Origin of the sequence: Pseudomonas faucium, from assembly GCF_021602585.1 — a bacterium.
Classification (GTDB): domain Bacteria; phylum Pseudomonadota; class Gammaproteobacteria; order Pseudomonadales; family Pseudomonadaceae; genus Aquipseudomonas; species Aquipseudomonas faucium.
This window is the reverse complement of sequence record NZ_BQIP01000011.1, coordinates 133,292-145,327: the sequence shown is the minus strand read 5'-3', so window position 1 is coordinate 145,327 and position 12,036 is coordinate 133,292. Positions and strand designations below refer to the sequence as shown.

Here is a 12,036-nt window from a genome sequence, read left to right as displayed (position 1 = left end):
TGCCGGCAAATCGAAAGCGGCCTGGGTGCCGCTTTTTTTGCATCAGGCAAACGCCAAATGTGCGTCACTTTGCGTCATCCGTCGCACGGGTGAGAAATTGTTCGGCCCTCCCCTCGCCTGTAGGTTTTCCCCCAGCACAGTGCTGCTGACAAACCCTATGAAACGTATGCGCCCGACCGAGGTGATGGCATGGCTGAGTGGATCAAGAAAGCGAAACCTACCGAACAACAGGTAGCTCGCAATGAGCAAGTCAAACACGATGTTTCCCGCATCCTGCTGGACATCGAACGGCGCGGCGATGCCGCGGTGCGTGAGCTGTCCGTGCGCTTCGATGGCTGGGAGCGCACCGACTACCGGCTGAGCGAGGCCGAAATCAAAGCCTGCGTGGCGCGCCTGAGCGAGCGCGAATACGACGACATCCTGTTCGCCCAGGCCCAGGTGCGGCGCTTTGCCGATGCCCAGCGCCAATCGATGCTGAACGTGGAAATCGAAAGCATCCCCGGGGTCATCCTCGGCCACCGGCATATCCCGGTGAATGCCGCCGGCTGCTATGTGCCGGGTGGCAAGTACCCGCTGCTGGCGTCGGCGCACATGTCGATCGTCACCGCCAAATCCGCAGGCGTCAAAAACATCACCACCGCCGCCCCGCCCTTCCAGGGCAAGCCTGCGCCCTACATCGTCGCGGCCCAGGCCCTCGGCGGCGCCGATGCGATCTACAGCCTGGGCGGTATCCAGGCGGTGGCGGCCATGGCCATCGGCACCGAGTCGATCAGCCCGGTGGACATCATCGTCGGCCCGGGCAACGCCTATGTGGCCGAAGCCAAGCGCCAGCTGTTCGGCCGCGTCGGCATCGACCTGTTCGCTGGGCCCACCGAAACCTTGCTGATCACCGACGACTCGGTGGACGGCGAGCTGTGCGCCACCGACCTGCTGGGCCAGGCCGAGCACGGCGTGGACTCCCCGGCGGTGATGCTGACCACCTCCCGCGCGCTGGCCCTGGACACCCTCAAGGAAATCGAGCGCCTGCTGGTCAAGCTGCCGACCGAGAAGATCGCCCGCGAGGCCTGGGACAACTTCGGCGAAATCATCCTCTGCGAGGACTACCAGGAGATGGTCCGCCTCTCGGACGAATACGCTTCCGAGCACGTGCAGATCATGACCCACGACGACGACTACTTCATGCAGCAGCTGAGCAACTATGGCGCGCTGTTCGTCGGCGCGCGCACCAACGTGTCCTATGGCGACAAGGTGATCGGCACCAACCACACCCTGCCAACCAACAAGGCGGCGCGCTACACCGGTGGCCTGTGGGTGGGCAAGTACATCAAGACCTGCACCTACCAGCGCATCCTCACCGATCAAGCCTCTGCGCAGATCGGCGAATACTGCTCGCGCCTGTGCCTGATGGAAGGCTTCGTCGGCCACGCCGAACAGGCCAACATCCGCGTGCGCCGTTACGGCAACAAGCACGTCGGCTTCGGCGAACCGGCGTTCTGACCCGGCCATGAAAAAAGCCGGCACCTGTGAAGGTGCCGGCTTTTTTCATGGCGGTGTGGTTCAGCTGCCGCGCACGACCGTGGCCGCGCTGGCCATGATGAACAGCAGCAAGGCGCCGGTCAGCAGCAAGGCGATGCTCAACGTCGACAGGTGCGCCACGAAACCGATGATCGCCGGCCCCATCAGGATCCCCAGGTAGCCGATCGCATTGACCGTCGACAGCGCCTGCGCCACCGGCATCACGCGCTGTTTGCCCACCGCCGAGCAGAACACCGGCACCAGGTTGGCAGCGCCTGCGCCAACCAGAACAAAACCGGCCAGGGTCACCCACTGGCTGTCCACCAGTACCGCAACCAGCATGCCGAACAGGGCCAGGGCGCTGCCGCCCAGCAGCACCACGCGCTCGCCCAGGCGCGGCACCACCCAGTCGCCGCTGAGCCTGCCGATGGCCATGGTCACCGAGAACAGCGCGTAGCCGATGCCGGCCTGGCTGATATCGACGCCACGCACGGTGGTCAGGAACACCGCGCTCCAGTCCAGCATCGAGCCTTCGACCAGAAAGGCGATCAGGCACAACACCCCCACCAGCAGCACGAACCGGCTTGGCCGGGTGAACATCGGCGCGCCCGCGCCTTCGCCATACGCCAGCATCTGCCGGCCAAGGGCGAGCAGCAGCAACAGCACCAGCGCAACCAGCACCGCCACCGCAGGCAACGGCGAAAAGCCAACGCCCAGCAACACCGATATCAACAAGGCGCTGACGATGGTGCCAACGCTGAACAGGCCGTGAAACCCGGACATCATCGTGCGCCCCAGGCCCCGCTCGACCATCGAGCCCTGCAGGTTCATGGTCACATCGGCAGTGCCCACGCAGGCGCCGAAGCCCAGCAGAAAGATCACCAGCGCCGAAAACTGCGACACCACCGCCAGCGCCAGCAGGCAGGCCATCGCCCCGCAGACGGCGGCCACCATCGCGGCGCGGCAGCCCACCTTGCTCACCAGCCGGGCCACGAACGGCATCATCAGCATCGAGCCGCTGCCCAGGCACAACAGCAACAGGCCCAGCTGGCCATCGCCGATCCCGGCGCGCTCGCGGGCATAGGGCACCAGCGGCGCCCAGGCGCCCATGGCGACGCCAGACAGCAAAAAGGCGGCGCGACAGGCCGCCAGGTTCTTACGCGTGATCGCGAACGGTCGGTTGCTCAAGTCATTCATCAGGTATTCAGCCATTAACAAAAAGCCCATCCGAAGATGGGCAACTTGCGGTGAGAAAAGATTCAACAACAAGCAGGATACGTTCAGCGCTCAAGGGCGCTCAATTTCTCACCGCTTATAAAACTGACGCAGCGTGACGCAGCCGTCAGACCGCCGGGGCCGCCGTGGAGCCACGCACCACCAGGCTGGTTTCGAAAATCTTCACCCGCGGTGCCAGCGGCTCGCCGGCTTCGAGCTCTTCGAGCAGCAGCCGCGCGGCCCACTCGCCCTTGCCGATCAGCGACTGGCGAATGGTGGTCAGGTCGCGCAGGCCAGCTTCGGGGATATCGTCGAAGCCGATCACCGACAGCTGGGCTGGTACCGCCACGCCTTGTTCACGGGCCTGGGACAGCGTGGCCAGGGCCATGACATCGGAGCTGGCGATGATCGCGCTGACGGCGCCGTCGCGCAGCAGGGTCGCCGCCGCTTCCCGGCCCAGCGCATCACTGAAGCCGCCCGCCTCGACGATCAGCAGATCCTCGAAGCCGATGCCATGGGCCTGGGCGGCATCGATGTAGGCAGCCAAGCGCTCACGGGCGATCATTTCCGTCGATGCCTTGAAGCGGGCCTTGCTCACCGGGCCCTTCTGGCCGTCCGGCAGCAGGCGCTCGACCAGCACGCCGATGCGGCGATGGCCGAGGCCGACGATGTGTTCCAGCTGGTCGATCGCCGCCTGGCGGTCGTCGATGCCGACGTAGTGCACGCCGTCAAGGCGTGGCGAGTCGATGATCACCGCCGGCAGCGTGCGCTTGGCGATGAACTGCACGATCGGATGATCGTCCGGCAAGGTCGAGACGATCAGCCCATCGACCAAGCCGCGCACCGCCAGGTTGGCGTCGCCCGCACCCTCGCCTTCGAGCTTCTTGCTGCGCATGGGGAACAGGGTCAGGGCGACGTTGGCCAGCTCGTTGACCTTGGCGATGCCCTTGAGCAGCGACATCGCCCAGGGGTCGTCGAAGGCATACGACAGCTGGTCCATCACCGCCAGGCCGATGGCCCCGACCCTGCCCGAGCGCAGGCTGCGCCCACGCACGTTGGGCCCGGGGTAACCCAGCTGCGCGGCCACCGCCAGGATGTGCTCGCGCTGGCTCGCCGAGACCTTGCTCGAGCCACTGTAGGCATAGGAAACCGCCGGCTGGGACACCCCTGCGGCCTTGGCCACGTCCTTCATCGAAACCATCTGAACCCTGTCCTTTTTCTTGCTTGCCACAGCGGCGCGCGTTGCTGCGCCGCCACCGCGAAAGGCGCCCAGCATACCGGCTCCACCGCGCTTCAGCGAGCCACACAGCCGTGCCACGCCGCCTGGCCATTTGTCTGCCAGGGGTATTGACAAGGGCAATGCGCGTGTTAATTTGTGCCTCAGGTTATACGTATAACCGATCACCATCACCCAACAAGAAAAGAGGCCCGATCATGTCAGGCGCCCATCAGCCGAAGCCCTGCGCCCGGCACCTTCATCCCCCGCCCAAGCAGCGCTGAATCACCCCGTTTCACGCCAACCGCACAGTGACTGCGGCGCTCGCCTGCAGCCTGAAAAAAGTTCCAGCCAGAACGTTCAGGCGCAGTTGAAACATCGGCAGGCCAACCCTCGAAGTTGCTTCGAGCGCTGCCTGCCGCCTGAAAAACAGCAAGTGGAGAAATAACCGTGACCCGTGTTCTTTACCTGTACGGCGGCTGGCCTGGCCACTCCCCCTACGAAATCGCCGGTTGGGCGCGCGAGCTGTTCAAGGAGCTGGACTTCGACGTCGAGGAATCGACCGATATCTTCACCCTGGACCGCGACCTCAAGGGCTACGACCTGATCGTGATCGGCTGGAACAACGCCGTCACCACCGAAACCCTCACCGCCGCCCAGGAGCGGCACCTGTCCGAGGCCATCGAAAGCGGCGTCGGCCTGGTCGGCTGGCATGGCGCCGGCGCGGCCTTTCGCGCCAGCCTCAAGTACCACTTCATCCTTGGCGGCTCGTTCCTCGAACACCCGGCCGGCGAAGGCTACCCGCACCCCTACCAGGTCAACCTGATCGACCGCGGGCACCCGGTGACCGAGGGCGTCGAGGACTTCGAAGTACGCTCCGAGCAGTACTACATGCAGGTCGACCCCAACCTGCACGTGCTCGCCGAAACCACCTTCGACGGCAACCCCATGCCCTGGCTCAAGGGCCACCGCAGCCCGGTGGCCTGGGTGCGCAACTGGGGCCAGGGCCGGGTCTTCTACCACTCCATCGGCCACGACACCGGCAACCTCGCCGACCCCAACATCCGCCGCCTGACCAAACAGGGCCTGCGCTGGGCCGCACGCCACTAGATACCTGACCGCTCGCCCCTGGGCGCTAATAAATCGACAACAAGGAGCGCAGTAACATGGCAAAACTCACAGGCAGCCAGGTGGTTGCCCAGACCCTCAAGAACTATGGCGTGGAATATGTGGCCGGGATTCCGGGCCACGGCATCTGGACCTTGATGGACGCCTTCATGGAAGAGGAGTCCAAACTCAAGTTCATCCAGGTGTTCCATGAACAGAGCGCCGTGCACCTGGCCGACGGCTACTACCGCGTCGCCGGCAAGCCGATGGCCGCCGTCACCTCGATCGGCGCCGGCGCCAGCAACACGGTGATCGGCATGGCCACCGCCTACACCGACTCCACCAGTTGCATGCTGATCACCGGCGGCCCGCCCACCCACATGCGTGGCCACGGCCTGCTGCAGGAGCTGGAGCGCTACACCGACAACGACTTCCCGAAAATCGCCGAAGCGGTGTCCAAGCGCCACTGGGTCGCCACCCGTACCGAAGAAATGCCGTTCATCATGCACCGCGCCTTCAGCGCCATGCTGACCGGCCGCCCGGGGCCGGTGCACATCGAGATCCCGATGGACGTCCAGGCCGAAGCGGCAGAAGTCACCCTGCACGACCTGCACGAGCGCATCCCGGTCGGCAAGGTGTACCCCGACCCGCAGGCCATCGCCCGTGCCGCCGAGGTGCTGCGCGAAGCCCGGCGGCCGATGATCGTCATCGGCGGCGGGGTGATCACCGCCGAAGCCTCGGCCCAAGTGCTGGCCCTGGCCGAGCACTGGAAAATGCCGGTGGTCACCACCTGGAACGGCAAGGGCGGCTTCCCCGAAGACCACCCGCTGTTCTCCGGCAGCGTCGGCCAGACCGGCACCCTGTGCGGCAACCACATGGCCTCCAATGCCGACGTCATCCTCGCCGTGGGCTGCCGCTTCACCGACTGGTCGTCGTCCAGCTATGCCCAGGGCGTGACCTTCTCGATTCCGCCGGGGCGCCTGATCCATATCGACATCGACCCGCACGAGATCGGCAAGAACTACCCGGTGGCAGTCGGCATCGTGGCCGACGCCAAGCACGCCCTCGCCCACCTGGTCCAGGCCCTGCAAGACAGCAGCGTGGACCGCCACGACTACCTGGCGGACCTCAAGCACCACCAGGACCTGTGGGAAGCCAAGCTGGCCGGCCGGCGCGACTCCGAGCGTTTCCCGTTCACCTCCCAGCGCCCGCTCGGTGCCCTGCGCAAGATCTTCCCGCGCGACACCATCGTCGTGGTCGGCTCGGGCAACGCCCAGGGCGCGGTCAAGCAGACCTTCCCGGTCTACACCCCACGCACCCACCTGACCTCGGGCGGCTTCTCGTCCATGGGCTGGGCCGTGCCGGCCGCCATCGGCGCCAAGCTGGCCGCGCCGAACCAGCCGGTGGTGTGCATCCTTGGTGACGGCGACTTCCTGATGAACCCGCAGGAAATCGCGGTGTGCGTGACCAACAACATCCCCGTGGTGTTCCTGATCCAGAACAACGCCGGCTACATGTCGATCCGCGGTGGCCAGCGCAAGCAGACCAGCCGCCACCTGGGCAGCGAGTTCAACCTGCCCAACGGCGAGCCCTATTCGCCGGACTACGCAGCGCTGGGCAAGTCGTTCGGCATCCAGTCCTACTGCGTGCAGAGCAACGAGGAGCTCGAACCCATCCTGCAGAAGGCCCTGGAGGCCAACGCCCCGGTGCTGATCGAGGTGCCCACCGACCGCGACGCCGCAGGGCCGTGGGTGCCGGGCTGGTGGGACTTCCCGGTGCCGGAGTACATCACCGACGAGCGCCAGGACGAGTACTGGGCACTGCGCAACAAAGAACAACACCTGTAACCACCGCGAAGGCCTGCAAGCGATGAGTAACCAAGCCAACACTCATTCAGCGCACGCCCTGTCGCAAGGAGCGCCGGTTCGCCGGCGCGCCACCTCGACAGTCGAGCCTGATGAAAACGCCACCCTGACCTGCGACGTGCTGATCATAGGATCGGGCATGGGCGGGTCGACCTTCGCCCATGCCCTGGTCGCCAAGGGGCTGGACGTACTGATTGTCGAACGCGGCGATTTCCTGCCCCGCGAGACCGAGAACTGGAGCCCCGAGGCGGTGTTCGGCCAGGGCCGCTACCGCAATGCCGAACCCTGGCTGGACCGCCACGACCAGCCGTTCAGCCCCGGCGTGTTCTATTACGTGGGCGGCAACACCAAGTTCTATGGCGCCATGCTGCCGCGCTTTCGCGAGGTGGACTTCGCCGCCGTGCAGCACGCCGAGGGCATCGCCCCGGCCTGGCCGATCAGCTACGCCGAACTGGAGCCGTTCTACTGCCAGGCCGAGGCGCTGTACAAGGTGCATGGCAATGCCGGGCAAGACCCGACCGACCCCTGGCGCTCCCAGCCCTACCCGTGGCCCGGCCTGCAGCACGACGCCGCGCTGCTGCCCTTGGAGGCGGCGATGAGGCGCGCCGGCCTGTCACCTTTCGTAATGCCCGCCGCGGTGGATTACGGCACCGACCGCGCCTGCGTGCTGTGCGCCACCTGCGACGGCTACCCGTGCCTGCTGGATGCCAAGGGCGATGCCGAGGTGTCGGCCCTGCGCCCGGCGCTGCAAGGCGGTGCAAGGCTGCTGGTTGGCACGAAGGTTGATACATTGCACACCTCGAGCGACGGCACCCGGGTCACCGAGGCGCACGCCACGAAAAACGGCAAGCCGGTCAGGATCGTCGCGCAGCGCATCGCCCTCGCCTGCGGCGCGGTCAACAGCGCCGCCCTGCTGCTGCGCTCGCGCAACCCCCATCACCCCAATGGACTGGGCAACCGCTCGGACCAGCTGGGACGAAACTACATGGTGCACAACAGTACCTTCATGCTTGCCGTGGACCCGCGCCGGCGCAACCCGGTGAAGTTCCAGAAGACCCTGGCGATCAACGACTGGTACTCGGCAGGTGCCGGCAATAGCTTCCCGCTGGGCAACGTGCAGATGCTCGGCAAGATCCGCGAGCCGATGATCAGCCCGATGCGCCCGTGGCTGCCGAAAATCGTCTCGCGCTACATCACCGGGCACAGCGTGGACCTGTACCTGACCTCCGAAGACATCCCCACCCGCGACAACCGCATCGAATACGACGCCGAGCGCGATGCCATCAAGGTGCACTGGACCCCCAACAACCTCAGTGCCCACCAGCGCCTGGTCGAACGCACCCGCGCGCTGATGAAGCAGGCCGGCTACCCGCTGGTGCTGACCGAACGCATGGGCATCGCCACCAACTCGCACCAGTGCGGCACCGCGGTGATGGGCCACGACCCGGCCAGCAGCGTGGTGGATGCCCACTGCAAGATGCATGACCTGGACAACGTGTGGATCGTCGACAGCTCGTCGTTCCCCTCCTCGGCCGCGGTCAACCCAGCCCTGACCATCGCTGCCAACGCCTTGCGCGTCGCCGCCCACTTCCACTGACCCGGCATCCCCATGGGGATGCCGCCCTTGCGCTGACAGGAATTTGTTAAAACATGAACAACATCGACAATAGCCTCGTCACTCCACGGATCCGCAGAGCCAGAATCGCCACCTTCGCGGGTTTCATGATGATCGGCGCCATGCTGTACATCTGGTCCACCGGCGTTTCCGCCTTCCGCCACCACATGGGCCTGAGCGGCGACCTGGGCGATGCCAACTTCGGCATGATCGCCTTCGGCATCGGCGTGGGCAGCGCCGCCGGCTCGTTTCTGGTGGGCCTGTTTCTCGACCGCTTTGGTGCCAAGCGGGTGATCCTCGCCACCGCCATCGCCTACCCGCTGTCGATCATCCCCCTGGGCTTTACCACCGACTTCAACTTCGCGCTGTGCTTCGGCGTGCTGCTGGGGTTGCTGCGCGGGGCCACCGACACGGCCTTCAACACCCACGGGGTGCAGGTCGAGCGCTTCTACCAGCGCTCGATCATGACCTCCTTCCACGCCGCCTACGCGCTGGGCGGTTTCCTGCTGGGCATGGTCGGCAGCCTGTTCGCCGCCAGGTACAGCGAAAGCGCCACCGTGCCTTTCGCAGTGCTGGGCGGCCTGGCCGTGATCATCGGCATCGCGGTCGGTTACTTCATGCTGGAAAAGCATGAAGTGGTGGAACACAGCCAGGCCGAACGGCAGGCATCGGCCAGTGGCCGTTCGTCCAGCGCGGTGGTGCTGCTGATGATCGGCTTCGGCGTGCTGTTGCTGGGCAGCATGGTCGGTGAAGGCACGGTGGCCGACTGGGGCCAGGAGTACGGGCGCCGGGTGCTGGGCAGCAGCGCGGCGAATGCCGGCTTTGCCGTGTCGGTGTTCACGGGCGCTGAGTTCTTCGCCCGCCTGGTCGGTGACCGCTTCGCCGCGTGGGTGGGGCCTGCGCGCATGGTGTTCATCAGCGCATGCCTGGCCATCACCGGCCTTGCCATCACCGTGCTGTTCCAGACCCAGGCGGCGGGCATCGTCGGCTTCGCCCTGTTCGGCCTCGGCCTTGCCTGCGTGGCGCCGCTGATGCTCTCCAGCGCCGGGCGCAAGGACCCGGCCAATGCCGGGCGCAACATCGGCATCGTCAACTGCATCGGCTACTCGGGCATGTTGCTCGGCCCGGCGGCGATCGCCTACGTGGTCAGCACCTTCGGCATCGACATGCTGCTGTACTTCCCGATGCTGCTGCTCGTGCCGCTGGCCATCTTCGGCCCGGCGCTGATGCGCCAACCGCGCGCGCCGAAGCCTGCGGCGGCAACCGCGACACAGATGACCTAACGGCGAAATCACCGCAGCCTGCCAGGCTTCCCGTATTGGCCTGATACGCTTTTCGGGAAGCCTGCTGAAATAGTGCGTCTCGCTTGATTAAAGCACCTTCATAGATGTCATCTATCAGATCATCCAGCCTATCGATTTGACTGCGTCAAATTGCCTCATTAACGTGCCGCCCCTTCTTGAAATTGCCTTGCCCCTCCCACGGCGTTGCCGCCGTCCTTGCGTTAGAGTTGTCGAGATGTCCGTAAATACCCCCTCCCGCATCACCGAGCTGGCCATCGAAGCCGGCAGCAAAAAAGCCCACCTGCCCATCCGCGCCACCTTGATCCTCGGCTTTCTGGCCGGGGCGTTCATTTCGCTGGGCTTTCTCCTGGCCATCCACGTCAGCACCATGATCCCGGCGCAGTGGGCCTCGTTTGGCACGTTGCTGGGGGCGGCGGTGTTTCCCATCGGCCTGATCCTGGTGATCCTGGCCGGCGGCGAGCTGCTCACCGGCAACATGATGAGCCTGCCGCTGGCGATGTTCGCCGGGCGTATCCGGCCCTGGGCGGTGGCGCGCAACTGGGCCTGGGTGACGCTGGCCAACCTGCTCGGTGCGCTGTTCGTCGCCTACTTTTTCGGCCACCTGCTCGGGCTGACCGAAGGGCCGTACCTGGGCAAGACCCTGGCGGGCGCCACCAGCAAGGTCAACGCCAGCTTCCTGCAGGCGTTCGTGTCCGGCATCGGCTGCAACTGGCTGGTGTGCCTGGCGGTGTGGCTGTCGTATGCCAGCCGGGAAATGAGCGGCAAGATCCTCGGCATCTGGTTCCCGATCATGGCCTTCGTCGCCATTGGTTTTCAGCACGTGGTGGCGAACATGTTCCTGATCCCGGCGGCGATCTTTGCCGGGTACCTGAGCGTGGGGCAGCTGCTTGAGAACCTGTCGGCGGTGTTTCTGGGGAATGCGGTCGGTGGGGCGATTTTCGTGGGGTTGGCGTATTACGCCTCCTATGGTGCTGTGGCCACGGAACAACCTACCGCCCAGTGATTGAAGGCCAGGGCTGCGCCCTGGATCGCCGGCAAGCCGGCTCCCACAGGGATGGAGTGCCTCCAAGAAGTTGGACACCGATCCCAACCCTTGGGGCAGTCCAGGGAAGGTGCCCGGCCTGTGGGAGCCGACTGGCCGGCGATGGGCCCACAGCGGCCCCCGGGCTGACAGCCTGCGCATTCGCTCCTATTCTCTGTGGCTGTCAGCGTTCACGCACGCATCGCAACCAAGGAGCCAAGGTGACCTCCATAACGCCCCAGGCTGTCGAAGCCCAACTCACGTCTGCCGCCATCTTCCTGGTGGTCTCGATCAACCCCGAAATGCCCTGCGAAACCACCGTGCGCGGGGTGTGTGCCGACCTTTCCTCCCTCGTGCGCGGCGTGGGTTTTCGCACCCCCGATGGCGGGCTGTCGTGCGTCATGGGCGTGGGCTCGCAAGCCTGGGACCGCCTGTTCGGCGCCCCGCGGCCGCAAGCGCTGCATCCTTTTCGCGAAATCAGCGGGGTGCACCATGCGCCGGCAACGCCTGGCGATTTGCTCTTCCACATCCGCGCCACACGCCTGGACCTGTGCTTCGAACTGGCCACCCACATCATGGCGCGCCTGCGCGACGCCGTGACCGTGGTCGACTCGGTGCAGGGCTTCAAGTTCTACGATAACCGCGACCTGCTGGGCTTCGTCGACGGCACCGAAAACCCCGTGGCCAAAGCCGCAGCCCAAGCCACCCTGGTTGGCGACGAAGACCCCGCCTTCAAGGGCGGCAGTTATGTGATCGTGCAGAAATACCTGCACGACATGGACAAGTGGAATGCGATCCCCGTCGAACAGCAGGAAAAGATCATCGGCCGGAAAAAGCTCTCCGACATCGAGCTGACCGACGACGAAAAACCCAGCTACGCCCACAACGCCCTGACCAGCATCGAAGAAAACGGCGAAGACCTGGAAATCCTGCGCGACAACATGCCGTTCGGTGACGTTGGCAAAGGCGAGTTCGGTACCTACTTCATCGGCTACGCGCGCTCGCCTGCGCGCACCGAGCGCATGCTGCAGAACATGTTCGTGGGCAACCCGCCAGGCAACTATGACCGTTTGCTGGATGTCAGCCGCGCGGTCACGGGCAGCCTGTTTTTCGTGCCCACCACCACGTTCCTCGATGCGGTGGCGGCCGAAGCTGACGCCGCACCCGGCCACTGAGCC

9 protein-coding genes are annotated in these 12,036 nt (G+C 65.4%); 7 read left to right on the top strand and 2 right to left on the bottom strand.

All coding sequences use genetic code 11. From position 1 onward, the window contains the following. Positions 1-189: 189 nt before the first annotated feature. Positions 190-1,497 carry a histidinol dehydrogenase gene (hisD, locus tag L6D75_RS15265; RefSeq protein WP_176517684.1) on the top strand — a complete coding sequence of 436 codons (1,308 nt, stop codon included), beginning with the start codon at positions 190-192 and terminating at the stop codon, positions 1,495-1,497. A gap of 60 nt (positions 1,498-1,557) precedes the next feature. Here the strand turns inward: hisD and L6D75_RS15260 are convergent, their stop codons facing one another. Continuing rightward, positions 1,558-2,712 (bottom strand): MFS transporter, encoded by a 1,155-nt coding sequence (locus L6D75_RS15260; RefSeq protein ID WP_176516504.1) that lies wholly within the window; start codon positions 2,710-2,712, stop codon positions 1,558-1,560. A gap of 145 nt (positions 2,713-2,857) precedes the next feature. Next, positions 2,858-3,931 carry a LacI family DNA-binding transcriptional regulator gene (locus tag L6D75_RS15255; RefSeq protein ID WP_176516506.1) on the bottom strand — a complete coding sequence of 358 codons (1,074 nt, stop codon included), beginning with the start codon at positions 3,929-3,931 and terminating at the stop codon, positions 2,858-2,860. 465 nt (positions 3,932-4,396) lie between these two features. Between L6D75_RS15255 and L6D75_RS15250 the strand changes: the two genes are divergently transcribed. The 6 genes from L6D75_RS15250 (at position 4,397) to L6D75_RS15225 (ending at position 12,033) form a co-directional block, all read left to right on the top strand. After that, positions 4,397-5,056, top strand: coding sequence for a ThuA domain-containing protein (locus tag L6D75_RS15250; protein ID WP_176516508.1), 660 nt, complete (start codon positions 4,397-4,399; stop codon positions 5,054-5,056). 56 nt (positions 5,057-5,112) lie between these two features. Further along, positions 5,113-6,900, top strand: a complete 1,788-nt coding sequence (locus L6D75_RS15245) for a thiamine pyrophosphate-binding protein (RefSeq protein WP_176516510.1) — start codon at positions 5,113-5,115, stop codon at positions 6,898-6,900. A gap of 22 nt (positions 6,901-6,922) precedes the next feature. Further along, entirely contained in the window at positions 6,923-8,515 is a 1,593-nt protein-coding gene (locus L6D75_RS15240) for a GMC oxidoreductase (protein ID WP_176516512.1), read from the top strand. Positions 8,516-8,568: 53 nt separating this feature from the next. Next, positions 8,569-9,816, top strand: coding sequence for an MFS transporter (locus tag L6D75_RS15235; RefSeq protein ID WP_176516514.1), 1,248 nt, complete (start codon positions 8,569-8,571; stop codon positions 9,814-9,816). A gap of 235 nt (positions 9,817-10,051) precedes the next feature. Continuing rightward, the gene (locus tag L6D75_RS15230; protein ID WP_176516516.1) at positions 10,052-10,840 is read left to right on the top strand and encodes a formate/nitrite transporter family protein; all 789 of its coding nucleotides are present in this window, start codon (positions 10,052-10,054) and stop codon (positions 10,838-10,840) included. 239 nt (positions 10,841-11,079) lie between these two features. Continuing rightward, the gene (locus tag L6D75_RS15225; RefSeq protein WP_176516517.1) at positions 11,080-12,033 is read left to right on the top strand and encodes a Dyp-type peroxidase; all 954 of its coding nucleotides are present in this window, start codon (positions 11,080-11,082) and stop codon (positions 12,031-12,033) included. Positions 12,034-12,036 lie beyond the last annotated feature (3 nt).

Bases quoted from the DNA above. Each gene is read 5' to 3' on its own strand.
- L6D75_RS15255 (WP_176516506.1), bottom strand. From the start codon at position 3,931: ATGGTTTCGATGAAGGACGTGGCCAAGGCCGCAGGGGTGTCCCAGCCG.
- L6D75_RS15230 (WP_176516516.1), top strand. From the start codon at position 10,052: ATGTCCGTAAATACCCCCTCCCGCATCACCGAGCTGGCCATCGAAGCC.
- L6D75_RS15240 (WP_176516512.1), top strand. From the start codon at position 6,923: ATGAGTAACCAAGCCAACACTCATTCAGCGCACGCCCTGTCGCAAGGA.
- hisD (WP_176517684.1), top strand. From the start codon at position 190: ATGGCTGAGTGGATCAAGAAAGCGAAACCTACCGAACAACAGGTAGCT.
- L6D75_RS15260 (WP_176516504.1), bottom strand. From the start codon at position 2,712: ATGAATGACTTGAGCAACCGACCGTTCGCGATCACGCGTAAGAACCTG.
- L6D75_RS15235 (WP_176516514.1), top strand. From the start codon at position 8,569: ATGAACAACATCGACAATAGCCTCGTCACTCCACGGATCCGCAGAGCC.
- L6D75_RS15245 (WP_176516510.1), top strand. From the start codon at position 5,113: ATGGCAAAACTCACAGGCAGCCAGGTGGTTGCCCAGACCCTCAAGAAC.